Raw genomic sequence first — 26,088 nt, 5'->3', positions numbered from 1 at the left:
CTCAGGCTCCGTCGCCAAGCGGCGCATGGAACCATCCAGCCGCATCGTCCGACCCCAGCGCCGCCTCGGCCGTTTCGCCCGGCAGCCGCAGCAGCGGCGCGCCCGGCTGCCAGTCCGCCGGCGCCAGCCCGGCCTGCGCCCGCACCGCCTGAAGCGCTTTCAGCACCCGCAACATCTCGGGAATCGAGCGCCCGACCGTGAGCGGATAAGCGCTGGTCGCCTGGATCACGCCCTCGGGATCGATGAAATAGGTCATCCGCACCGTGCCGCTATCCCGCGCATCGCTGCCGACCATGCCATAGCCCCGCGCGATCTCCATCGTCGGGTCCTCGATGATGGGAAAGGAAACGGTCACCCCGGTCGCATCGCGAATCAGCCTTATCCACGCGAGATGCGAATAGAGACTGTCCACCGAGAGCCCGACCAGCCGGCACCCCAACCCCGCAAACTCATCCGCCGCCCGCGCCAGAGCAATGACCTCGCTCGTGCAGACCGGCGTGAAATCCGCCGGATGGGAAAACAGGACCAACCAGCCCCCCCGATAGTCGTCGAGATCGAAAGACCCCAAAGTACTCCGCGCCAGAAACCGCGGCGCCTGATCGCCAATCTGGAGCGGCAGGATAGCGCTCTCGCGCCTGATGTCGTCCAATTGGCCTGTCATGGGGCCATCAGTTACAGATTTGCCCGCTACGGTAAAGTGAACGCTGCAAGCGCTGCCTGCATATCGGAAATGCCACGGCCATTCCCGGTCTGATATTTCTTTTTCAGACCCCGATGCACCCCCGGTAAAGGCGCCATCTCCCATCCTTTTCCTGAAACCCCGTATCCGTCCGGACCACACCCAGCCGACTGGCCCTGAATTCATGCCTGTTGTGACAGTACGATTGGTATGAATATATTGGTTGACAGATAAGCCGACATCGGACCAAGTAGGCGGTATATAAAAAAGGCGAGGAGAGTCTGAGTGGCTATGGGGCAGCAATCGGCTGGCGTTGGTTTTACACGCTTGCGAGCAACACTTCTCGTTGGTGGCTCTTTGATGGCATGTGCGGCCGGGCCGGCATTCGGGCAGGTTGCGCAAGCTGGCGCCGCGCCGCCTCCTGCGCAGGAGCCCGCGTCCGGGGACATCCTCGTCACCGGCGTGCGCGAGACGATGCAGAATTCGATCGAGACCAAGCGCAGCGCGGATGCGATCGTCGATGCCATCTCATCGAAGGAAATCGGCGAACTTCCTGGCCAGTCGGTGGGCGAGGTGATCGCCACGATAACCGGCGCCTCCATCGACCGCGCCAATTACGGCCCTACCGAAGTCTCGATCCGCGGCCTGGGCTCAGGCCTGAGCATGACCACCTTCAACGGGCGCGAAGCCACCAATGGCTCGGGTGACCGCGCGGTCAATTTCGGGCAGTTTCCCGCCGAACTCTTCAATGCGATCAAGATCTACAAGACCCAGCAGGCCGATCTCATCGAAGGCGGCGTGGCCGGCCTGATCGAGTTGGAAACCCGCAAGCCGCTCGATCACAAGCGGCGCCAGATCCAGGCCGAGATCAAGGGGAACATGAACCCCTATCAGGACCGGATCGACGGAGAGAGCCCCTATGGCTATCGAGTTACGGCCAGTTATATAGACCAATTCAATCTCGGCGCTCTGGGCGACGTGGGGATTTCCCTCGGCTTCCAGCGCAACAAGGTAAGCGATCCGGTAGAGCGCTTCTACACCAGCTCGACCTGGTTCACCTGCAACGCCGCAATCGTCTCCACCGGCAATTGCACCGAAGTGAGCCGAGAACAAGGCAACTCCGGCACGCCTTTCTACCACGCCTCGAATTCCTATGCCTTCCGACAGATGACCACCTCGGACTTGCGTAACGCGCTGTTCGGAGCCCTGCAGTGGAAACCCAGCCCCACGCTCGACATCAATTTCGACGTTCAGTACTCGCGCCGTCAATATAGCGAGGAGCGCCACGATTTCGGTACGGCGGAAGGCCGCTACAATCTTCACAACGTCGTCATCGGCGATAACCACCAGTTGCTCGCTGCCGATGGCTCGGCGACGATGCAATCGGTTTCCGGCTTGTTCCAGCGCGACGAGAAATACCTCGGGCTCGGCGGCAACCTGGCCTGGGAAGCAACCGATCGCCTGACGCTTAGCGCCGATGCGGGCTATTCCCATACCAAGCGGGTGGACATCACCCGTCAGGTTCGCCTGCGCACCGATCCCTTCGACATCTACGGGCAGCGCACCGCGATCAACAACCAGCGCATCCCCTACCACGTCGACCTGAGCCAGAGCTTCCTGCCGGTCTTCACATTCGACCAGCGCTTCGACCCGACCAATGCCGACCTCTTCAGCGACGATGCCCGCCTCACCCGCTCGCAGGACGGCCGTGACGACGAGATCTATTCCGCTCGCCTCGACGGGCGGTACAAAATGGACGGTTTCCTTGAGGAAGTGGCGATCGGCGGCCGCTGGTCGCAGCGCACGTTCTTCGGCTACAGCAACGACGTCAATATCGACCAGACCGACCCGGCGGTGGACCGCGACGTCAACCTCGCCTGCCGAACGCCATTTGCGCAGAAGAATTTCTTCGCGGATGGCCCCGCCGGCGCGATCACCAATTTCGCCACTTTCGACGTGCTCTGCCAGTTCCGCAATTATCTTGGCACCGAAGACCCGGGCAACACCGGCGACTTGCGGGCGGTCGAAAACTCGGACGTCACCGAAAAGACCCTCGCCGGCTACGTCATGGCGACCTACTCGGGCGACCTCGGCGGCATACCGGTGCGGGGCAACTTCGGCTTACGCGGCGTGCACACCCGCGTCACCGCGCGCGGCCTGCGCAGCGGACTCGACGTCATCAACAATGCCGACGGCTCGATCTCGCTGCGGGAAAACGGCGACTTCACCGAGACGAAGATCGGCTCCAGCTCGATGCGCTGGCTGCCCAGCCTCAATGCGATCTTCGACATTTCGGACAAGGCGCGCCTGCGCACCGGGCTCTACCGCGCCATGTCGCGCCCGGCGCCCAGCGCGCTTGGCGCCGGCCGGCAGATCACGCTGGAGACCGGCACCGGCTTCACCTCGGTAACGGACGCCATCAATACCATCATCGCCACCGGCAGCCCCGCCCTGAAGCCGACGATGTCGTGGAACGCGGACCTCAGCCTCGAATACTACGCGAACAAGGACACGCTGCTGGCCGCGGCGGTCTATTACAAGCGCTTCACCGGCGGACGCATCCCGATCGAGGAGGACGAGGACTTCACCATCGGTGGCACCAGCTATTCGGTACCCGTCACCCAGACCATCAACAGCGACGAGCAGAGCGACCTGTACGGCCTCGAACTGACGGCCAGCAACCAGTTCACCTGGCTGCCCCACCCGCTTGATGGGCTGGGCGCCAAGCTGAGCTACAACTACGCCTGGACCAACTTCAAGACCCAGGACATCCGCTATGGCGACGTGATCGACAGCGCGACCGGAGACGTCACGCCTGGCCTGATCCCGGCCGCCAGCCTCAGCGGCTATTCCAAGCACGTCTTCTCGGCGCAGGCTTTCTACGAGATCGGCAAGTTCTCGATCCAGGGCATCTATCGCTACCGCTCGCGCTACTACCAGGCCTTCACCAGCGACAACACCCAACTGCGCTACGTGAAGGGCAACGACACGTTCGACGTCAACGTGCGCTACGCGATCAACAAGGCCGCCGACATCCGCTTCCAGGCCCTCAATATCTTCAACGAGCCGCGGGTCGAATACATGCCGGTCATCGGCAGCACGCGGAACGTGGAATACTACGGCCCGCAATATTTCCTCAGCCTGCGCCTGCGTCTGCGCTGATCTCGGGAAACCGCGCGGGAGCATAGCCAAGCTGCGCCCTCCACAGAAGGAAGCAGCCTTGTTCAAACCAAACCTGTCGATTTGTCATGAGATTTGGTCTGAACAATGGTTGCCCAATTTGCCGAGCGGCATTATGCCAATTTCAAGGGGCTCCTTAAGGGCCGGTCTGAACTGGAAGAGAGCAGCCTGATGGCACGATCTACCACACTCGCCTTCAGCGGCCTGCTTCTCGCCGCGGCGCCTGCCTCGGCGCTGGCCCGCGATTACCTAGTGCACGACCAGGCAGAGTATCGGGCAGCGGCCGGCGCGGTGAAGGCCGGCGATGTCATCCGGCTTGCGGAGGGCGAGTGGAAGGACTTCCCGATCCTGCTGGAAGGCCAGGGTACCGCCAAGCAGCCGATCAAGCTTACCGTGCAGACCAAGGGCAAGGTCATCCTGACCGGCGCCTCCAGCCTGCGCATGGCAGGAAGCCACCTGCTCGTCTCCGGCCTCGTCTTCCGGGACGGCAGTGCGCCGGGCGCCGAGGTCATCAGTTTTCGACGCGACCCGCGCAGCTACGCCCGCCATTCGCGGCTCACCGAAGTGGTGATCGATCGCTACAACAAGGCCGACCGCCGTACCGAAGACCGCTGGGTCTCGATCTATGGCAGCGACAATCGCGTCGATCACAGCTGGTTTGCCGGCAAAGGCAATCTGGGCGTCACGCTCGCAGTGATCCGCCCCAAGGGCCAGCCGGAAGCCAACCGCCACCGGATCGACCACAACTACTTCGGCCCGCGCCCACCGCTCGGCTCCAACGGGGGCGAGACCATCCGCCTCGGCACCAGCGACGAATCGCTGTCCGATTCCGCCAACCTGGTGGAGGCCAACGTCTTCGATCGCTGCGACGGCGAGGTGGAGATCGTCTCGGTGAAGTCCGGCGCGAACGTCGTGCGCGGCAACCTGATCCTGGAATCGCAGGGCGCGATCGTGCTGCGACACGGCAATGGCAACCGTGTCGAGCGCAACGTCTTCCTCGGCAAGGCCAAGCCCCATACCGGCGGGGTGCGCGTGATCAACGAGGGCCAGATCGTGCGGGGCAACTACATGGAAGGGCTCGCGGGAACCGATTTCACCAGTGCGCTGGCGGTGATGAACGGCGTTCCGGGGTCGGCGATCAACCGTTACCACGCGGTCTCCGGGGCGGAGATCGCCAACAATTCGATGTTCGAGGTCGCCCGGGTGACGCTGGGAGCAGGCGCCGATGCCGAGCGCACGGCGGCGCCGACCGGCAGCCGGCTCACGAACAACCTGATCACCGCACAGGACGGCAAGCCCTTCCGGATCGAAGCCGACATGGTGGGCGTCACGTTCACGGATAACGTGACCGATGGCGAAGTGCCGGGCGCGATCCCTTCCGGCCTGCGGAAGACCGGGATCGCGACGAAGCGCGCGGCGAACGGGCTGCTCTATCCCACCGACCCGGCTCTTGCCGCACTGGGTGCGCCGCGCGACCTCAGGCCGGTCATGCTCGCGGAGGTCGGCCCGGCCTGGTATCCGAAGGCGACCGGCATCGCCGCATTCGGGTCGGGCCGCGCCGTTCCGGTAAAGGCCGGCGGTCTCGAAGCCGCCGTGGCCTCTGCGAGGCCGGGCGACACGCTGAAACTGGCGGCCGGCCACTACACCGCCGAAACGCCGCTGCGCATCTCCGTGCCGCTGACGGTCTCCGGCCCCAGGGATGCCGATATCGCCTTCTCCGCTCCCACGCTCTTTCAACTGGAAGAAGGCGCAGCGCTGCGCCTGGAAGGCCTGAGCATCACCGGCGACAAGGCCCCGCGCCAGAGCGGCAATGCCGTCATCCGCACCTCCGCCCTGTCGACCGTCGCCAACTATGCGCTGGAAATCGACGGTACAGCCTTCTCCCGCCTCGACAGCGCCCCGGCCTTCGACCTGATCGCCACCACGCCCGGCACTTTCGCCGACCGGATCGCCATCACGAAGGCCGCAGTGAACGGCCTTTCAGGCGCGGTGCTCGCAGCTGCGGCCGAGACGGAAGGCAAGGGCCGCTATGCCGCCGAGCGCATCGCCATCGCCGATTCCCGTTTCGAAAAAATCGGCAGCCTGGCCCAGATCCTGCGCGCGGGCACCGACGAGAGCACGTTCGGCCCCGAGCTGATCCTGCGCGGCAACACGGTCGTGCAGAGCGGCCCGGTTATGCTCGGCCTGTCCGGCGTGCAGTCGATCCTCATCGAGGGCAATACCTTCCGCAGCAGCGGCAGGATCGCCGTGGCCAACAGTGTCGGCACACCGGAAACCCGGATCATCGACAACCACTTCATCCAGACCCCGGAGCCGACCGTGACCAAGCTCTACCCGCAAGGTTCGCCGCGCGTCCTGGTCTCCGGCAACAGTATCGGCGGAGACGCATCATGATCGCCAGGCCCCTCCTTCCCAGGCCCTTCGCTCTCGGACCTCTCCTTCTCGGCACAGCGCTGCTTGCGCTGACGCCGGTTCCCGTCTTCGCCGCCCCGTCCAGCGCCGCTCCGGCGTCCCCGGTCAAGGCGGACGATGCCCATCCGGTCTTGATGAATGCCGCGGTGCTCTCCGGCCTCGGCGCAGAGGCCCAGCGCTATCCGCTGTTCGCGGCGGAACTTGCGCGGGTGCGCAAGGATGTCGACGCCGCGATCCATGCGGGGGTCAACGTACCCGTGCCCAGGGACGCGGGCGGCGGCGCCAGTCACGAACAGCACAAGCGCAACTACACCGCGCTCTACGGCGCCGGCCTGCTCTATCGCGTCACCGGCGATCGCCACTATGCCGACTTTGCGCGCGACCTTCTGCTTGCCTATGCCAAGCTCTACCCCACGCTCGGCCCGCACCCGGCCGCCAAGAACGAAGCGGCGGGACGCCTGTTCTGGCAAAGCCTCAACGACAGCGTCTGGCTGGTCTACGGCATTCAGGGCTACGACGCGGTGCGCGATGCACTCACCCCTCGGGATCGCAAGACCATCGACGATCAGGTCTTCCGCAAGATGGCCGAGTTCCTCTCGACCGGATCGCCCAAGGTCTTCGACCGCATTCACAACCACGCCACCTGGGCCAATGCCGGCGTCGGCATGACGGGCTATGTCCTGCGCGATCCCAATCTCGTGGAGCAGGCGCTGAAGGGCCTCGACAAGAGCGGCAAGGCGGGCTTCCTGCGCCAACTCGACCTGCTGTTCTCGCCAGACGGCTATTATGCCGAAGGACCCTACTACCAGCGTTACGCGCTCCAGCCCTTCGTGATCTTCGCGGCCGCCGTCGACGCCAACGAACCGCAGCGCCGCATCTTCGAATATCGCGACGGCATCGTGCTGAAGGCGATCCGCACCGCGATCCAGCTCACGTCTGACGGCTATTTCCTGCCCTTCAACGATGCCATGCCCGACAAGAGCCTCAAGACCGAGGAACTCTACCAGGCCGTGGCCATCGGATACGGCAAAACCCACGACCCGGCGCTGCTTTCGATCGCACGGTGGCAGGACCGCACCGTGCTCACCCCGCAGGGCCTGGAAGTTGCGCGGGACCTGGCCGCGGGCAAGGCCAAGCCCTTCCCTTTCGCCTCGATGCTGCTGCGCGATGGACCGGCCGGCGACCATGGCGGGATCGCCGTCCTGCGCGATGGCCCGGGCAGCAAGGACCAGTTGCTGGCCGTCAAGAACACCGCGCAAGGCATGGGCCACGGCCATTTCGACAAGCTGAACTGGATCCTATACGACAACGGCCAGCCTATCGTCACGGATTACGGCGCCGCGCGCTTCCTCAATATCGAGGCCAAGGACGGCGGCCGCTATCTTCCCGAAAACGAGACCTGGGCCAAGCAGACGGTCGCTCACAACACCCTGGTGGTGGATGAAACCAGCCACTTTGGCGGCGACTGGAAGCGCGGGGAGACCCTCTCACCGCGCCAGCTCTACTTCTCGGCCGACGGCCAGACCCGCGCTTCGATAGCCGAGATGACGGATGCCTATCCCGGCGTCACCTTCCGCCGCGCGCTGCTCCAGGTAAAAGTGGATGGGCTCAAGAGCCCGATAATCGTCGACCTGCTGAAGGTGAACGGCGGCAAGCCCGCTCGCTACGACCTGCCGCTGCACTATACCGGCCAGCTGATCGACACGAACTTCCCGCTTCAGTCGAACGTCGCGGCCCGGCCGGTGCTGGGCAAGGCGAACGGCTACCAGCACCTCTGGGTGGATGCCACCAGCCAGCCGAACCCGGCATCGCAAGCGCGGAACGGGCACGCATCGGGGAATGTCGTCACCTGGATCGAGGACGGGCGCTTCTACAGCTATCGCGTCGCCACGCCCGGCGTAACGATGATCCTGGGCGAAAGCGGCGCCAACGACCCGCGCTTCAACTTGCGGCGCGAACCCTTCATTCTCCAGCGGCTGGACGGCGCCACCGATGCGGCCTTCGTCAGCCTGCTGGAGCCCCACGGCCGGTATGACGCCTCCGCCGAAACGACCATCGGCAGCGACAGTGCCGTGCAAGCGCTCACCCATGAGCGAAAGGGCGACTTCGACCTCGTGACGATCACCTTCCGCAAGGGCGGCAGCCTGGTGCTGGCGATCGCCGACGACACCGATCCCGCCAAGAACCACACGCTCCAGATCGGCGGCAGGTCCCAGACCTGGGCGGGCCCGGTCGGCCGCTTCGACATGACGCAGGAGGCATCCCGGTGAAGAACCTGCGCTGGATGGTCATCAGCCTGATCGGGCTGGCCACGGTCATCAATTACATCGACCGCAATGCGCTGGCCGTGATGTGGCCCGCCGTCTCCAAGGAGATCGGCGCCGACAAGTCCGATTACGCGCTACTGGTGACCGTGTTCATGCTGGCCTATGCTTTCGGCCAGTCGGTCTTCGGCAGGATTTTCGACGTAATCGGCACCCGGCTGGGCTTTGCCGTCTCGATCCTGTTCTGGTCGCTGTCGATCGGGCTGCACTCGGTGGTCCGCTCGCTCGGCATCCTGGCCGTGCTGCGCGTGACCCTGGGCGTGAGCGAGGCAGGCAACTGGCCCGGCGCGGCCAAGGCGAATGCCTTGTGGTTCCCCCAAAAAGAACGCGCGCTGGCGCAAGGCATCTTCAACGCCGGCGCATCGCTCGGCGCCATCGTTTCGGCCCCGCTGGTGGCGCTGCTGTTCACCGCCTTCGGCTGGCGCATGACCTTCCTGTTCATCGGCGTGCTGGGATTCCTCTGGCTGGTGCCCTGGCTGTTCCTCTACCGCGCGGATCCCGAGACCAACCCCTGGCTCACTCCGGGCGAGCGCAACCACATCCTCGGCACCGCCGAAGCGCAGAGCCGCAAGGCCGATGGCTATGCGCCAGGCTGGACCGAGATGCTGCGCCATCGCCAGAGCTGGGCCATCATCCTCAGCCGCTTCTTCCTCGATCCCGTCTGGTGGCTGTTCGTTTCCTGGCTGCCGATCTACCTGGCCGAGACGTTCGGCTTCGATGTCCAGCAGATCGGCCTCTTCGCCTGGGTGCCTTTCGTCGGCGCCATGGCGGGCAGCCTGATCGGCGGTTGGCTATCGGGCGCGCTGATCGCCCGCGGCAAGACGGTGAACTTCGCGCGCAAGACTGCCATCACCCTGGGCTGCGCGATCATGTTGCCACCCCTGCTGCTGACCATGCATGCGGGCAGCCCCCTCTATGCCGTGCTGCTGATCGCCGTGATCCTGTTCGGCTTCCAGATGGCGATCAACAATATCCAGACCCTGCCGGCGGACTACTTCGCGGGCGGTACCGTCGGCTCGCTCGCCGGCCTGGGCGGCACTGCGGCCGTCGCCGGAACCCTCGTCACTACCTGGCTCGTGCCGGCCATGACCAAGGCGAGCTATGCCCCCATCTTCGCGCTGGCCGCCGCACTGGTGCCGGCATCGCTTCTCTGCATCTGGCTGCTCGGCGGCCGGATCGCGCCTCTCTCCTCCCCCAACAGATAACAAGGGCAAACCCATGCGTTTCAAGGACAAGATCGCCATCGTCACCGGCGGCGGCCGCGACATCGGCAAGTCGGTATCGCAATACCTCGCGCGCGAAGGCGCCAAGGTCGTCATCAACTATCGCAGCAACCACGAGGAAGCGGCCAGGACCCTTTCCGAGATCGAGGCCGAGGGCGGCACCGCAATCCTCCACCAGGCCGACGTCAGCAATGCCGAGGATGTCGCGGGCCTGATCGCCGCCTCGGTCGCCGCCTTCGGCGAACGGATCGACTTCCTCGTCAACCTTGCGGGCGGCATGGTCGCGCGCAAAACGCTGGCGGAAATGGACGAAGCCTTCTTCGACCATGTGATGGACCTCAATCTCAAGTCCGCCTTCCTCGTCACCAAGGCCGCGCTGCCGCAGCTCGCCAAGGGCAGCGCCATCGTCAACGTCGCCTCACTGGCCGGGCGCGACGGCGGCGGCCCGGGCGCAACCGTCTATGCCACGTCGAAGGGTGCGCTCATGACGCTGACGCGCGGCTGGGCCAAGGAATTGGGGCCGCAGGGCATCCGCGTGAATGCCGTCTGCCCGGGCCTCATCGGCACGAGCTTCCACGACGTGTTCTCCAAGCCCGAGGGCCGCGCCGCTACCGCGAACAACACCCCCCTGCGCCGCGAAGGCCACCCGGACGAGGTCGCCACCACCATCGGCTTCCTGCTCTCCGAAGAGGCGGCGTTCCTGACGGGCGTCAATCTCGACATCAACGGCGGCCTGTTCTTCTCGTAGGCCGTAGCATTCGCAAGGGAGACTAGAGGATGACCCGAAAGACAAGGATTGCAGCGGCTGTAATGGCAGCGCTGCTCGCACAGGTCGCAGGGACTGGTGCGGCAACGGCCCAGGTAAAGACCCTGGGAATGCCCACCGGCGCCCCGGCATCGCGGGAAGGCGACACCAGCAAGGGCCGCACGGTGCGCACCGATGCAAAGCCGCTTAGCCCCTACAAGATCATCCTGGTCGGGGATTCCACGATGGCGCCGACCAGCGGCTGGGCCTCGATCTTCTGCGCACATCATGTCAAGTCTTCGGTCGCCTGCCTCAATCTGGGGCGCGGCGGCCGCTCGACCCGCAGCTACCGGCAGGAAGGCTCGTGGGACGGCGCCTTGGCCGAGGCGAAAGTGCCCGGCTACCACGCCACTTACGTGCTGATCCAGTTCGGCCACAACGATCAGTCTTCCGCCTCGGAACGCTGGACCGAAATGGACAAGGAATTCCCTGACAACCTGCGGCGCATGGTCGAGGAAGTCCGCGCCGTTAAGGCCGTGCCCGTCTTGGTCACTCCGCTCACCCGGCGCGAATTCGTGGGCGGCAAGCTCAACAATACGCTGGAGCCCTGGGCCGAGAAGGTCCGCGGCGTGGCCCGCGCGCTGAAAGTGGCGCTGGTCGATCTCAACGCCTCCAGCGCGGCCGCCGTGCAGCAGATGGGCGCGGAACCCGCGATGGCGCTGGCCCAGACCGCTCCCAACGAGGCCGAACGGGCGGCTGCACGCAGCGGCACCACCCTCAAGCCCCGCACGGCCGAGGAAGCCCGCCTGCCGCCGGTCCCGACCATGCCGGACGGCCCGCACGGGCAGTTCACGCGCAAGTTCGACTATACCCATATCGGCGATGCGGGCGCGGAAGTCTTCGCTGCCCTGGTGGCGCGTGACCTTGCCCGCGCGGTTCCCGACTTGCGCAGCCAGATCGCGCCCTGACTCTCCGCGCTTCGTTCAGCGCACCATTAAGTGCGCTGCATAACTGGTCGGACAATTGCTTCGTTTTGGCATGGAAGCTATTAGGTCTCAAACCTCATGCAGGCGTGATGGAAAGAAAGAAGACACACCATGGCTGACAGGCTGTTCCAGGGCATTGCCGACCAGATCGTTGCCTTGATCAATGAAGGCGCGTTTCCGCCAGGAACGCGCCTGCCGGGCGAGCGCGAACTGGCGGAGCGGTTCAACGTCAGCCGGGTCACGATCCGCGAGGCCGCCATCGCGCTTCAGGCCGTGGGTGTGCTCAAGATCAAGACCGGCTCGGGCATTTACGTTTCGGAACTCAGCGATCGCACCGACGATGCCCTGCCCAAGGTCAGCGCGCTCGAACTGACCGAGGCCCGCTCGCTGTTCGAATCCGAGGCCGCGGCGCTGGCCGCCCCGGTCATTTCGGATGCCACGCTGGCCAAGCTCGACACACTGCTGGAAGCCATGGCGGCCGAGGGCGACGACGAAAAGTCGACCGAGATCGACCGCGAGTTCCACATGACGATCGCTTCCGCCTCGGGCAATGCGGCGATCACCCATGTCATCCACACGCTCTGGCGGTTGCGCACCGAACTGCCGGAAGTGAAGTACACTCACGAAAGCGTCTGTCACCATGACGGCAGGACGCGGCAGCACGAACACGCAGCGGTCGTTGAAGCGCTTCGCAAGCACGACCCGCAAGGCGCGCGCCTTGCCATGCGTCAGCACTTCCAGCGCCTGCTCGCCTCCATGCTGGACGCCACCGAAGAGCACGCCATCTCGGAACTGCGACGCAAGTCGCAGGAAAGCCGCGAGCGTTTCCTGATCAGCGCGAAGATCTGACCCGCACCCGTAATCCGACACCGCCGTTTCTAACGCGGGCGCCGAAGGCTTCCCGCCATGTCCCGACGGGTCGGGCGCCGGATGGACCGGCGCCCTGCACTCAGAACCGGTAGCCCAGCTTAACCTGCAACACCGGGTAGACCTTGTAGTCGTTGATATCGTCGTTGACGCTCTGCCGCTCCGCTTCGAGATCGGCGGCGAGGGTGGAGCAGGGACCAAGGGTGATATCGGCGCAGAGACCGGTGACGGTCAGCGGCTTCACCTTGACGCTGCCCTGGAACAGGGCGCCCGCCTCGATGCCCACGGTCAGTCCCTTCGACAGGCCGCCGCCGTAACCCAGCGTCAGGGCCGGGGCGAGCTTGTCGATGTCCGTTTCGGCGTGGAGCGTGCCGATCTCGGCCGCGGTGTAAGTCGTGCCGTCGATGGTATAGCTGGTGCCGTCGTTCGGTACGCCGACGCCGCGTCCCTTGTTGCCGTTGACGCGCAGACCGCCGGAAACGCGGAAACCGCCGCCGAACGGATAGACATCGACCATGGCACCGCCCGAGCGGAGCTTCAGCTTCGCATCGTATCGGATGTCGTCCGAATGGATGTTGTGGCTGAACGAGAAGAACGTGGCGTTCGCGCGGACGCCGATGTTTTCCGACACCCGGTACCCGACCTCAGGTCCGATCCCGAGCGTGCCGGCGGTGACACCCAGGCTGACGCGCGCGTCATCGCCTTGAGCAAGGGCGGGAGCGGCGCCCAGGCTGGCGGCTGCAAGAAGGGCTGCTCCGAAATAGGCTCGCACGTAATCTTTCCTTTTCCATTCCGGCGAAATTTGCCGGGCATCGCACCGCGATCTTCGATCACGTCCCTATTGTAGATGATCGGACCCCTAGGGGAGCAGACGCGATGCGTCCGATCTGGAAAAGATCCCGCCATCAGCCGGCCTCAGCCTGGCTGGTGGCCTTGATCGCGGCCGGTGAAAATGCCGGAAATCGGGGCTATTGACCGGACTTCGCGGCTGATGTGGCGAAAGCCGAAGAGGATCAATCGAGTGTGGTGCGCGAACGGGCGACCGTCAGAACGGCAACCACCACCAGGAATCCGCCAAGGGCGAGCAGATCGGTGCCCATGTCCGCGAGCACCTGCCCTTTCAGCAGCGATCCCCGGATGATGCGCAGGAAATGAGTGATGGGGATGATCTCACCCAGGACCCGCGCCCAGCCCGGCAGCCCCGCGAAGGGAAACATGAAGCCGGACAGGAACAGCGAAGGCATCATGTAGAACATCGAGATCTGCATGGCCTGAAGCTGACTGCGCACCACGGTGGAGATCAGATATCCCAGCGCCAGATTGCCGGTGATGAACAGCACGATCCCCACCGTCAGCGCGATCCAGCCGGCGAGAGTCTGCGCCATGGGCACCGAGAACAGCAATCGGGCCAGAGCCAGCACGATCACGGTCTGGACCAGGCCGACCGCGATATAAGGCAGCAACTTGCCGATCATCACCTCGAACGCCGTGGCCGGGGTGGACAGCAGGCTCTCCATCGTGCCTCGCTCCACCTCGCGGGTGACGGCCATGGCGGTCATCATCACCAGCGTCATCGAAAGGATGATCGCCAGCAGGCCCGGCACGATGTTGTAAGAGGTTATGCCCTCTGGATTGTAGAGCCGGTGCACCACGACTTCGAAGGGCGCTGGGGACACGGGCTTTGCGGCCGGGCCTCTCAGTTCGGACCGGAAGGCATTCGACGGCAGAGTGGCGACCGCGAAGTCCTCGCCCGCAAGGCCGATGCCCGGGCCACCAGAGCCCGACCCCGTGTTACCCGTGCCGAAATTGGCCAGCGCGGATGGCAGGGCATTGCTGCTGAGGCGGGTGTAGCCGGCTTGCGCGCTGGCATTGACGGATGGCCCGCCGGCCGCGCGCGTCGCCTGTTCCTGGGCGCGGGCCTGCTTAACCCGCGAGGCCGCCTGCTGGATATCGAGATTGCCGGCCATGGCGCGGGCCACCAGATCGTCGAGCACGGGATCGCGGAACGCCTGCCACCAGATGGCGGGGTCGTCCGCCGTTGGCGTGGCGGGCTCGGCCGAACTATAGGCGGTGGGCATCTCTACGACAGGAGCGTGATAATCTGGACCGACCGTACAGCCTCCCAGAAGGAGCACTGTAGCGACAACGGCGATTCGAGCGGATGCCATGCCGCAATTCAATCCTACCTATTGACCAACAGGTCAATAATTATATCGTTTTCTGCCTGGGCACGGGATCGGTAGAATCAGGGACCAGACGTGAAGAAGACCACCGAACCGAAACAGGATTCCATGCAGCTTCCCGCCAAGGCCGCGGCGCAAGGGCGGCGTCGGCGCAAGGATGCCCGGCCCAGCGAGATCATCGACGCTGCGATGGAGGTCTTCGCCGAACAGGGCTTCGGGGCCGCCAGGGTGGAAGAAGTCGCGCGCCGGGCCGGGGTCTCGAAAGGCACGGTCTTCGTCTACTTCGCCAACAAGGAGGAATTGTTCAGGGCCGTGGCCCGCAGCATTCTCGCGACTCACCTGAGCCTGCTTCCGGCGCCTTCCGCCGAATTCGCGCCGCCCCTGGCCGAATTCGTCCCTGCGCTTCTGCGCAAGGTTGCGGCAACGGCAGGCAGCCGGGCTCCGGCCATGGTCCGCCTGCTGATCGCGGAAGGCTCGCGTTTCCCGGATCTCGCGCAAGTCTGGCACGACGAGGTGGTGTCCAAGGTACTCACCCTCGTGACGCGGGCTATCGAGCAGGGGCAGCAACGCGGCGAAGTGCGCGCCGGCGATCCGCTGCTCTATGCCATGTCGATCATCGGCCCGATGCTGGCCGGAACCTTGTTCCGCGAAGTCCTGGGTAACACGGGCGCCCGAATGCCCGACCTGCACGAACTGGCGGTGCAGCACGCAAGCGTGGTCCTGAAGGGCATGCTGACCGAGACGGGCGGCTGACCGGCGCCGGAGCGGGTTCCGCGAACCTCGGAGCGCGAATCGCGGCCCGGTCGCCGGGGCCTGGCCTGCGCCGCCTCCAAAGCCACGAAAATCGGCTTCGTCCTTCTAAATGAAGGCAAAAAAGAAGCCTTCCATCACCCTTTTTAGAATGCCCCTTGTGGTTCCATGCGGGATAATGTGCCGCCGGGACGCTCAGATAGGGAGTACGCTGCGATGCCGCCAGGTCGCAAGATCCTGGGACTTGATATAGCTCGGACCGTGGCGATCACCCTGGCGATGCTCAACCACTCCTTCATCGCGACGAACGTTTGGGAAGATTTCTTCGAGCAAAAGCCTCATTTTGCATTCGTCGTAAGACTGGCGACTCCCATGTTCATCATTCTGTTCGGCGCCCTGCTGGAGGTCGTCTACAGGAATCGCGCCGATCGCGACGGCATCCAGTCGGTGACGGCCAGATTGTTCGAACGGGCCTTTCTCTGCTGGCTTCTATACGCCCTGACCTTGATTCCCGTGCTCTGGATGGGAAGACTGAGCCTGAAAAGCGCGTTTTTCGGCGCATTGCTCGCGGGGAAAATTCCGCTGAGCGACATCCTTCGATACTACGCCATTCTCTTCTTCCTCGCCCCGCTGATCCTCGTGGCCCGGCTGCGCTGGGGCCTGGCGCCGCTGCTGATCGCCTCGACCGCGATCCTGCTCCTGCACCCCCTGTTCGTGCTGCTACCCGCCCCGCCCCCCAATTTCGCCCACTATGTGCCGGCGCGACTGGCTGACCTGCTTCTGGGCATAGGCGATGCCGTCGCCGGGCCCTCCGTGCTGCACAGCCTGTTTTTCGTCGCCGTGGGCATGCTGATCGGCTGGCTGCTCAGCGAGGATCGGTCGGCGGACGCCGAAGTGAGAAAATCCGTGACCCGGCGCTTCCTCCTCCTCTGCGGGGCACTCGGCGTCGGCGCGTTCGCAACCTATTTCATGGGGCCGGAGAAAGTGACTGCCGAGACCGCAGCGGGAATGGTCCTCAGGAACGCCAACCATCCCTTCTATTTCTTCTGCGGCGCGCTCGGCACCGCGATGATCGTCGCGCTCTGCCGCTCCGTCAGACAAGGCGGCCCCGGCCTTGATCGCGCGACGATGCTGGGTCGGCGCAGCCTGTTCACCTTTTCGGCGGGCAATGCATTCCTGATCTTCGTCACGCGGGATTACGATCAGTCGATCCCGGAAAGACTGTTGCTGAGCGGGTTGTTCTTCGTGGTCGTGGTCGGGCTCGCCGCGCTTTACGACATCGTCATGCAGCCGGACGCTCTCACGTCACCAAATCCGGTCGTGAGAGTGTCGTCGCGATGGTGGCGCGCGATCACCGATCCGGTAAACCGCCTGCTGCGCACCGCCGCCCTGCGGCTGACGTCCCTGCTCTCATGGGTTCCCCTCTTCTCGCAGCGGGAAGTGCAGAGCAGCCAGCGATGAGGGACCATCGGCCGGCTGCTCCCGCCGATCAGCGGCGCTTGGTATGTATGGAAGTGCGCGTCTCGATAATCGGTCAAGTCTTGATCAGGAGAAGACTGGTGCCTTTGTTGAAGCACAGACTGGATCACCGCCTGAGATCTCTGGGGGTGCGAAGCCATTGCTCCGGCCTCGATGCATTCCCCGCTTCCGGTGTTGAAGGATGAACCCGGTGATGCAGCCGAAACTGTCCGTGATCCTGGCGGCCTACAATTGCGCCGACTTCGTGGAGCGCTCGATCGGTTCGGCTCTCGATCAGCAGGGGCTCTCGGTGGAAATCGTGGCGGTGAACGACTGCTCGACCGACGCGACACTGGACGTCCTGCAGGCGATCGCGCGCAAGGACCCGCGATTGCGCGTCATCGACAGCAAGGAAAACCTTGGCCCATCCGGCGCCCGAAATCTCGCGTTCGACCATGCCGCCGGTGAATGGGGCGCCGTTCTCGACGCGGACGACGCGCTGGAACCCGGCGCCCTGAGCCGTCTCGTGCAGATCGCCGAAGATCGCGATGCCGACATCGTCGCCGGATCCATCCGCTTTTTCTCGCATCAGCGGCAGGAGATCTCGGGACCCGTCTTCCAGGAGAACGCCCCGATAACGACGCTCAGCCTCGGCGATTTCGTGGAAGCGGCCCGGCCGGCCAACAGGGAGCCGGACTACGGCTTGTTGAAACCTCTGTTCCGGATCGCCTTCCTGAATGACAACGGCCTGCGCTACCGGACCGACATCCGGCACGGAGAAGATTTTCATTTCATCATCGATGCGCTGTCGAAAGGCGCAAAATACGTGCTCGCCCGCGAGGTGCTGAGCTATATCTATACCACGCGGGACTCCGGCCTCAGCCGCACGCGGGTGGACTACAGCCGGATGATCTCGGAGACGGAAAAACTCTCCCGCCGCGCCCCCTTTGCCAGCAATCCAGCGGTCGCAGGCGCACTAACCCGCCGCGCGGACGCGCTCAGGACGCATGAACTGAACGTGCTCTACGGGGATGCACCGAATCTCTCATCGAAGCTGGGAGTCCTGGCGAAATCGCTCAAGAGTTCCGCAGGACAGCACTGGCTGAAAACCAAGATTGTGAAATACGTTGGCCGGTAATCCCTCAGCCCTGGACTCCGGTTTGACGCCGGGCGACCACTCTTCGATGCGCCGCAAGTCGGCGCAGGGCATCGCCATCAACATGAGCGCCCAGGCGGTCCGCTTCGGGCTGCAATTCGTCGTGTCGATCGTCATGGCCCGCCTGCTGGGTCCGACCGAGTTCGGCATTCTGGCAATGGCGGCGCCCCTGTTGGCGTTCGTGGCGCTGTTCGCCGACCTGGGCTTAAGCCAGGCCACCGTTCAGAGGCCGCAGATCACGCAGGCACAGCTCAGCCTCATCTTCTGGACGAGCGCGCTGGTAAGCGTCACGTCCGGCATAATCGTGATGCTGGGCGCGCCGCTTGCATCGATCTTCTACCACGACGCCCGCGTTGCGCCCGTGCTGGTCGCGCTTGGCGCGATCCTGATGCTCACCGGCTTCTACAACCAGCATGTCGCCATCCTCAACCGGCGACTGGCATTCGGTTCACTGGTGGCCGTCGATCTCGGCTCTTACGTCCTCAGTTCGATAGCGGGCATTTCGGCGGCCTTGCTGGGGTTTTCCTACTGGTCGCTCGTGATCAGCCAGGCCACGCTGACGACCACCGCGCTCGTGCTGGCCTGGTCGCTGGCCCGCTGGGTCCCTTCCAGGCCGGGAAAAGCGCCCGAAGCGCGAGAGATCCTGGGCTTTGGAGGCAACGTCACCTCGTTCAACATCTTCAACTATTTTGCCCGCAACCTCGACAACATTCTCATCGGCCGGCACCTCGGCGAGGTTCAGCTCGGCATATACGACCGCGCCTACAAGCTGCTGCTGCTGCCGCTCAGCCAGATCACCGGCCCGATCGCCAAAGTGGCGACCCCCCTGCTCTCCCGATTGAACGACGACCGCGAGAAATACTCCAAGTCGTACCTGATGCTCCTGGAGACGATCATACTCCTCACTTATCCCAGCATCGCCGTTACCGGCGTGGGGAGCAAGCTGGTCATCTACACCGTGCTCGGGTCGAAATGGCACGCGGTAGCGCCCATCTTCCAGGTCCTGGCGATAGGAGCGCTCTTCGCGCCCGTCAGCAACAGCACGGGCTGGCTGTTCACCACGCAGAACCGCACGCGCGAGATGAGGAATTTCGGGCTCTTCAGCTCGCTGGCCTTCGTCGGTTCATTCATCGTGGGACTGCCGTGGGGGATACAGGGCGTCGCGAACGCCTACATCGCCACGGGCTGCGTCCAGGGCCCGCTGATCTGGTACGCCGCAACCCGGAAGGGGCCGGTCACCTTCGGCACCCTGCTGCGAGCCCTCTCCCCTTACGCCTTTTCCATAGCGATAACCTCGCTGATGGTGTGGATCTGGACCCAATACCTCAGCGTGGGCTGGGTAAACGTCTTCATGCTCTTGGCGGCGGGATACCTTCTCTTCTGGTCCCTCGTCGCCGCCACCCCCCGCGGCCGCGCAACTCTTCTCACCCTGTTAAGCGAAGCCCGGAGACTGATAAAGCGCTCCTGACGGGCGGAATTTGCGGGGCGAGCGCGGCAGGTGTGAGGCCCACATAGGGCCGACAGGAGCGTTTCGCTTTGGCCCGCTCAAAACGCTGAAGCCGGTACGGCAAGCGCTTTGGCAGATTGGCGAGCGCCCGACAGCGTGCCCACGCCATATCACAGCAACGGTGTGAACCGACACCGTATTGGTCTGAGATGTCTTAAATCGCCGCGGTAGCGTGAGTATAAAACACCGGACAAGTAGTTGTTTTTTATTATATATGGTCCTTTAAATTTTTATTTCGGTCCATTCAGCATACCCTTGTCAAGAAAGAATTACTTGGTTCGATTCTGGGGAGAAAAATCGAAGCCGCGTTGGGCAACGCGGCTTTCTCGCAACGATGAAAGACGGGGTGCTGCGTTGATACGCCGACGAGCCGCCCTACGCAGCATCAAACCCTATAAAAATTCTGTCATCCCCTCCTGACTTCTGGACAACGCCCCTTGTCCTTGCGCATGGCGGAAATTCGGCGGCTAATCAGCTGCTACATACGGGGGTATTGTTTCAATGATCGACCGACAGACGGCGCGGGTGCGTCGATGGTCCTTTGTGCTCGGTTCGAGCATCGCTGCCGTTGCGGCGGCATCGGCTACTCCGGCCTGGGCAAAGTGCAGCCCCGACCCGACGGCAGCGGGTGGCATCACCAACTGCACCGGTGCGGATACCGACGGCCTGCGCGTCACCACAGACGGCAGTTTGGTGCAGGTTGCTCCCTTGGCTAGCGTTTCCGGCTCGGGCGCTGCGGCGATTACCGTAGAGATCGCCCCGGTTCCCGATAGCTACTTTGCCCGAACCGCCACGATCACCGTGAGCGGCAGCGTGGATGGCGGCACCCAGAGCGGGATTTCGGTCCTGTCCGGATCGGTGCCGGCGAACAGCTACGACTTCTATGGTACCGAGGCTCAGGTGACGGTGGAGGCAGGCGCCACGGTGACCGGCGCCACTGGCATTACCGCCGGCTCTTCGGCGACGAACAGCTATGCGCCCGCTCTCGTCAGCATCACCAATGCCGGCACGATCTCGGGAACGAGCGGCGTTGCCCTGGAGGCGACCAATCCGGCACGCGGCGCTTTCAATGTCATCGAGAACCAGCAGGGCGGCACGATCGGCGCGATCGTCGGCATGATCGGCACTCTGAACAATGCCGGGATGATCGATGGCGGAGCGCTCAGCGCCATCGACCAAACGACCACTTATAACAACAATCCCTATTTCACGGGGTGGACCAACAGCGGCACAATCAGCTCCGCCTCCAGGGCAGCGACGATCGCCAACCTGTCCACGTCGTTTAATCCGCTGACCAACAATGGAAACATCGTCAACGCCGGCACCGGGGCCGCCATTCAGAGTACGGGTGCGCTGCAGGTCGTTAACCTCGCCGGGGGGACCATTTCCGCGGCGGGCAGCACGGCGATTTCCGTAGGATCGCTGACGCTGACCAACAGCGGCACGATCACCGGCGATATCGTGACCCAGCCTCTCTACGGTTCTTATACCTACAGCGTGATCGATTCCACGCAGGGCACGATCGCGGGCAACGTCTCGCTGGGCAGCGGCAACGATCTTGTCTACGGCCGCTACGACGGCACGGAAACGCTGGTGACCGGGATCACAGGCACGCTCGACGCCGGCCTGGGCACCAATTCCCTCGTTTTAGCGACCGACGCGGACCTGACCGTCTCCACTGCGATCACGCTACCAACCGGGTTCCAGCGTCTTCGGCTCACTCCCGGGGAGGACGCCACGCTAACGCTGGCCGATGGCTTCGTCGCTCCCGGCACGATCGAGATGGATGGCAACGGTACGATTGTGAACGAAACGGCGATCAAGACGCAAGGGCAAGCCTTCCTCGTGCCTTATCCCGCATCTGGTTCGCCCAGCCTTACAAATACCGGTTCAATCGATGCGGACATGGGGTCGAACCGCTACCTCTACGCTATGGTCATGGGCTCCCAAAACACGCTGACCAACAGCGGCACGATCACATCCAGCGGCTTCGGCGTGAACACGGACGGCGAAGTCGCCAATTCCGGCACGATCACCGCCGCCGACACCGCGCTGTATATGTTCGGCGAAGGGCTAAGCAACAGCGGCACGATCCGCTCGACCGGCGGCATCGGCGTCGATCTGAACGGCAACTCATACTATACCGCCACGAACAGCGGCACGATCGAAGGCGCGACTTACGGCGCCGTTATCGGCTATGTCCTGAACAACAGCGGCACGATCTCCACCAGCGCCACCGGTACTGCTGTGGGTCTCGACGGCTACGGCGTGCTCAACAACCTGGCAGGCGGCGTGATCGAAGGCGGCGCTTGGGCGATCACCGGCAAGGACCCCTACGGATCGACCAGCACGTACAATGCCGCAGTCTTCAATGCGGGCACGATCAACGGCGACGTAACGTTCGTTTCCCCGCGTGACAGCAGCTATTACAGCAATAACAACACCTACGTCGCGCTTACCGGCGGTGTCCTCAACGGCAACCTGACGCTGGGCAAGGGCGATACGCTGGTGACCGACTTGGTCAACACCGGCACGAGCCAGTTCGCAGGGATCAACGGCACGGTGACCACCGCGGGCGGCCTGCTGCGCTACCGTGTCTCGGGAGAGGCGAGCGCGGTGATCGGCGCCGTGGGCCCCTTCGCCACGGCCGGCTACGAACTGGTCGACGGCGCGAAGCTGACGCTGACCGCAGAAGCGCCGCAGACTCTGCCGCTGATCCTTGCCGGCACCGGCACGGTAGACCTGACGGCCGATATCCAGACCACCAACCAGACAGCCCTGAGCGTAGTTTGGACGGCGAGGCCCGATAATTCGTCGCTCAATAATCCCAACGCACTGACGGTCGTGAACCACGGCATGATTTCGGGAACGATCAATGATTACTGGGGCGGCGGCTTCGGAGTCGTCAGCCTCGGCACGAACAACACGCTGCAAAACGATGGCACGATCAACGCCGCGTTCACGGCTACCAACGGCGGAACTTCGTACAATGCCGCCGTCACTTACGGCAGCACGCTGGTCAACAACGGACGCATCACGCTGGATGGCAGCTACGGCACCTACAACGTCACCACCGTGGTGAACACGGGCACGATCGAACAGACCGGCCCAGGCGCTTCCTACGGCCTTTACAATGTCTCCAACGTGACCAACAGCGGCACTATCCAGACCTCCAACAGTGCGATCCGGGGCGATTACGGAGGCGTGGTCGTCAATTCCGGTACAATCGCCAGCACCGCAGACACCGCGATCTCGTCCGTCATGAAAGTCGCCAATCTGGCTGGCGGCACGATATCGGGTGGCGCCGGGACGGCGATCTCCATGAGCGGCGGATCCGTGAGCAATGCGGGCCTCATCCTGGGCAATGTCGACCTCGGCTACTGGGGCGGCTACGGCAGCGCCTATTACGCCAACGGCGGGACGCTGATCGGCGACCTGACGCTGGGTAGCGGCAACGACCTGTACCTCCAGAGCGGCACCGAAACCGGTGTAAGCGGCACGATTGACGCGGGCTCTGGCCGCGACACTTACGGCATGGCCCTCACCAGCAGCGGCACGGTTGCGGTCGGCGCTGCGCCCGGAACCGGCTTTGAAGACGCAATGGTCGCGGCGCTAGGCGCCGATACGGTCGCCACCGTCACTGGTCTCGATGCCACGTTCACCGATCTGTACGCCGCGGGCGACGGCACCGTCGTCAACGCGATGAACCTCTCCGGCGCGCTGATCATGGGCAGCGATGCTTATACCGGACAGGCCTATATCCTGGGCCAGACACTCCGCGCGCTCGTCAATGACGGGTCCGTGGCGGGCGGCGTGAGCGGTTCCGTGGCCCGTCTGGTCAACACCGGCACGATCGGCTCGGCAGAGCTGGCCTATTCCCCGATCACGGTCTGGAACTGGGGCGATATTGCCTTCGAAAACAGCGGTATCGTAACGGCCAGCCAAACTGAAGGCGCCTTCTCGTCGCTGGCCGGATACGCCATCAAGATCGCCAATAGCGGCATGATTGCAGGCGGCTTCCAGGCCTTCGCGGTCGCCTCGCAAGAAGGCACCGCGGGCACCGTCAGTGTGGCCAACAGCGGCATGATCGCCAATGAAGGTGCCGGCGCGGCCCTGCAAATGCTGGCGGGATCGGTCGATGTCAGCGTGCCCGCCGCCTTGTCGCTTGAAAACAACGGCACGATCCGTGCGGATGGAGACGGCGCGGTCGCGGTCGACCTTGGTCTGGCTGTTCCTGACTACGGCATTTTCCCCCCTCCGCCGCTGGGCACGGTAACCGGCACGCTCATCAACGCGCAAAGCGGGACGATCTCGGCTTCGGGCAAGGACGCCATTGCGATCCAGTCGCTCGGCACCACGTTCAACCTCGAAAATCACGGCCGCATCGAGGCGAGCGGCGAGGGCGCGCTGGCCATCCTGACCACCGATGCCTTTCCCGCCGTGCTCCGCAACACGGGCACGATCGTGGGCGGCGTATTATTGGGCGGCGGTGACGATCTGGTCGACAATAGCGGCACGATGGGCTCCATCGACCTTGGCGCCGGGGACGACCTGTTGCGCCTTTCGGGCGGCACTTTCGCAGGTGCGGTCTATGGCGGCGAGGGTAGCGACAGCATCGAGATCGCCGGCGGCCAGGCTGCATTCTCGACGATTTCCAACGTCGAAGCCCTGCGCATGAGCGCGGGCCTCGCAACCGTCAGCGGCAGCGCCTCCTTCGACAGCATGGCGCTTACCGGTGGCCGCATGATCGGGCTGGCGGGTTCGACGATCACGGCGCCGACGATCACCGTGGGGCAAGGGGCAACATTCGGTTCCGCAGGCACCGTCAACGGCGATATCGCCGTCGCCGGCACGCTCAGCCCCGGCGCCTCGCCCGGCACGATGACGGTCAACGGTAATGTCACGCTGGCGGGCACTTCGGTCTCGATCTTCGAGATCACCCCCACGGTTTCGGACAAGCTGATCGTCAACGGCAATCTTACGATCGCCTCCGGCGCCACGCTGCAGATCGCCGCCAGCGGCATTGTCAACCCCGGCCAGTCGCTCGACCTGATCGATGCCCAGAGCATCACCGGCAGCTTCACCAACATCATCCGCTCGGGTCCGCTTTTCGGCGTCCTCGTCCAGGACGGCGGCACGGTTTCGCTGCTCGGCGAGTTCATGAACGATACGGCCTTCACGCCGCAGGTTCAGGGCGCGATCGATTACGTGAACGGCCTCATGACCAACGGTACGGCTTCGGCCGCATTCATGGCAGCGGTTCCGGAGTTGGTCGCCAGCTCCAGCACCACCAACCAGACCGTCTTCGCGCAGCTGACGCCGGAGGCCTATGCCTCTGCCGGGCAGATCACCGTGGAGCATGGGCTGGAACTGGCAGATGTCGGCCGCAGCGATGCCTTCGCACCGCGCCCCGACACGCCCGGAGCGTTCACTTTCGGAAGTATGCTCGGCAATACGCGTACGCTTGAAGGCGGCTCGCAAGGCCCGTCACGCGCACGGATCAACGGCTACGGCTTTCTCGGCGGGATTGGCTGGGGCAGCAGCGACTGGTCGATCGGCGGCTTTGTGGGCTATCTCAACAGCCGGCAGACACTGTCCTCGCTCGGCACCCGCACCGAAGTCGACGGCGTGGTTGCCGGCGTCCATGGCCGCTGGAGCAACGGCAAGCTCGGCATCAAGGCGACAGTGGCTTACGATGGCGGCAAGGCCGATACCCAGCGTAACCTGCTCGGCGCTTCAGCCAAGGGCTCCTATGACCTGACAGGCTGGACTGGCGACCTCAGCCTTACCTATGCGATGCCGCTCAGCCGTGGCTGGACAGTGCAGCCGATTGTCGGCGTGACTGCAATCCGCACGACTCGCGGCCAGGTGGCGGAAAGCGGCAACAGCCCCTACGTCCTCGAAGTTAAGCGCGAAAACGACTACGCGGTCTTCGTCGACGGTGGCCTTACCTTCAAGGGCGCCATGGAGGAAGGCGCGGCCGCGCGTCCCTACCTTACGGTCGGGATGCGCTATCAGGTGGAAGGCCGCGCTCCCTTCGCGCTTGCCGCTCTCGGTGGCGGAGGCTCCGGCCTTATCGCGACGGGGGCCTCCCGCGCTCCGGTCCTCGCCACGGCAACCATGGGCGCGGATGTTGCCGTGACCTCAACTCTGATGTTGTTCGGCGCAGTGAGCGGTGAAGCTGGCAATGCCGACAGGCGCGCCAGCGCGCGTGTGGGCCTGCGTCTCGCGTTCTAAGCAAATGGCCGGGTTTGATTTCGGTCAGATCCGGCCCTTCAGATCGTAAACGCGAGATGGTTAACGGGGTTTCGCAGTGACTGGGGGGGTGTCGATCCGCCGGGCTCGCTCGGTTCTGGAAATAGACACCTCGACCTATCACTATAAATCCTGTCGCCGCCAGCAGGCCAGCATCTAAGCCCGCATCCGTGAGATCTGCGAATAGAGATGCATCTGGCACGGCGGCGGATTTAGCCGAAGTGGTGATCGGACAAATACCCGGATCGTGGTAAGGTGTCGGCTCGTCTCTCCTGCCAGGTTTCATGCGAGTCTGCACCTCCAATCTGCCGATCTCGCTATCGACTGCTCGCAATTGTGCGGCGAGCCGTCCAAAGCAGCGCT

The 26,088-nt window shown here is 64.1% G+C and carries 15 protein-coding genes; 12 read left to right on the top strand and 3 right to left on the bottom strand.

What is annotated here, in order from left to right; all coding sequences use genetic code 11:
* Position 1: 1 nt before the first annotated feature.
* A complete protein-coding gene (locus tag ACZ1J6_RS19340) occupies positions 2-661 on the bottom strand; it encodes a peroxiredoxin (protein ID WP_465127811.1) in 660 nt (219 codons plus the stop codon).
* Between the two features lie 378 nt (positions 662-1,039).
* On the opposite strand from ACZ1J6_RS19340, the gene ACZ1J6_RS19335 reads away from it, so the two are divergent.
* The 7 genes from ACZ1J6_RS19335 (at position 1,040) to ACZ1J6_RS19305 (ending at position 12,398) form a co-directional block, all read left to right on the top strand.
* Positions 1,040-3,841, top strand: a complete 2,802-nt coding sequence (locus ACZ1J6_RS19335) for a TonB-dependent receptor (RefSeq protein WP_465127810.1) — start codon at positions 1,040-1,042, stop codon at positions 3,839-3,841.
* Between the two features lie 189 nt (positions 3,842-4,030).
* Positions 4,031-6,253 (top strand): polysaccharide lyase 6 family protein, encoded by a 2,223-nt coding sequence (locus tag ACZ1J6_RS19330; RefSeq protein ID WP_465127809.1) that lies wholly within the window; start codon positions 4,031-4,033, stop codon positions 6,251-6,253.
* Positions 6,250-8,541, top strand: coding sequence for an alginate lyase family protein (locus ACZ1J6_RS19325; protein WP_465127808.1), 2,292 nt, complete (start codon positions 6,250-6,252; stop codon positions 8,539-8,541). Before ACZ1J6_RS19330 ends, ACZ1J6_RS19325 begins: the two co-directional genes overlap by 4 nt.
* The gene (locus tag ACZ1J6_RS19320; RefSeq protein ID WP_465127807.1) at positions 8,538-9,800 is read left to right on the top strand and encodes an MFS transporter; all 1,263 of its coding nucleotides are present in this window, start codon (positions 8,538-8,540) and stop codon (positions 9,798-9,800) included. Before ACZ1J6_RS19325 ends, ACZ1J6_RS19320 begins: the two co-directional genes overlap by 4 nt.
* Positions 9,801-9,813: 13 nt before the next feature.
* Positions 9,814-10,566 (top strand): SDR family NAD(P)-dependent oxidoreductase, encoded by a 753-nt coding sequence (locus ACZ1J6_RS19315; RefSeq protein ID WP_134093774.1) that lies wholly within the window; start codon positions 9,814-9,816, stop codon positions 10,564-10,566.
* A gap of 29 nt (positions 10,567-10,595) precedes the next feature.
* Positions 10,596-11,531: a rhamnogalacturonan acetylesterase gene (locus ACZ1J6_RS19310; protein WP_465127806.1), complete on the top strand. Its 936-nt coding sequence runs from the start codon at positions 10,596-10,598 to the stop codon at positions 11,529-11,531.
* A 129-nt stretch (positions 11,532-11,660) separates the two neighbouring features.
* Entirely contained in the window at positions 11,661-12,398 is a 738-nt protein-coding gene (locus ACZ1J6_RS19305) for a FadR/GntR family transcriptional regulator (RefSeq protein WP_465127805.1), read from the top strand.
* 100 nt (positions 12,399-12,498) lie between these two features.
* Here ACZ1J6_RS19305 and ACZ1J6_RS19300 read toward each other — a convergent pair whose 3' ends face one another.
* Both ACZ1J6_RS19300 and ACZ1J6_RS19295 read right to left on the bottom strand, forming a co-directional pair.
* Positions 12,499-13,188, bottom strand: a complete 690-nt coding sequence (locus tag ACZ1J6_RS19300) for a hypothetical protein (RefSeq protein WP_465127804.1) — start codon at positions 13,186-13,188, stop codon at positions 12,499-12,501.
* 241 nt (positions 13,189-13,429) lie between these two features.
* Entirely contained in the window at positions 13,430-14,494 is a 1,065-nt protein-coding gene (locus ACZ1J6_RS19295; protein WP_465127803.1) for an ABC transporter permease, read from the bottom strand.
* Positions 14,495-14,674: 180 nt separating this feature from the next.
* Here ACZ1J6_RS19295 and ACZ1J6_RS19290 point away from each other — a divergent pair, with 180 nt between their 5' ends.
* The 5 genes from ACZ1J6_RS19290 to ACZ1J6_RS19270 all read left to right on the top strand — a co-directional run bounded on the left by ACZ1J6_RS19290 (position 14,675) and on the right by ACZ1J6_RS19270 (position 25,707).
* Positions 14,675-15,352, top strand: a complete 678-nt coding sequence (locus tag ACZ1J6_RS19290; protein WP_465127802.1) for a TetR/AcrR family transcriptional regulator — start codon at positions 14,675-14,677, stop codon at positions 15,350-15,352.
* A 258-nt stretch (positions 15,353-15,610) separates the two neighbouring features.
* Complete coding sequence (locus tag ACZ1J6_RS19285; RefSeq protein WP_465127801.1) at positions 15,611-16,810, top strand: DUF418 domain-containing protein; 1,200 nt, start codon at positions 15,611-15,613, stop codon at positions 16,808-16,810.
* Between the two features lie 199 nt (positions 16,811-17,009).
* Complete coding sequence (locus ACZ1J6_RS19280) at positions 17,010-17,945, top strand: glycosyltransferase family 2 protein (RefSeq protein WP_465127800.1); 936 nt, start codon at positions 17,010-17,012, stop codon at positions 17,943-17,945.
* Positions 17,946-17,991: 46 nt separating this feature from the next.
* On the top strand, positions 17,992-19,431 hold the full coding sequence (locus ACZ1J6_RS19275; protein WP_465127799.1) for a lipopolysaccharide biosynthesis protein: 1,440 nt from the start codon (positions 17,992-17,994) through the stop codon (positions 19,429-19,431).
* Positions 19,432-19,971: 540 nt separating this feature from the next.
* Positions 19,972-25,707 carry a hypothetical protein gene (locus ACZ1J6_RS19270; RefSeq protein WP_465127798.1) on the top strand — a complete coding sequence of 1,912 codons (5,736 nt, stop codon included), beginning with the start codon at positions 19,972-19,974 and terminating at the stop codon, positions 25,705-25,707.
* The last annotated feature ends 381 nt before the right edge of the window (positions 25,708-26,088 follow it).

This window comes from Novosphingobium sp. BL-S-21, assembly GCF_055521655.1.
The sequence above is the reverse complement of the archived record's forward strand: the minus strand, read 5'-3'. Positions and strand labels throughout refer to the sequence as shown.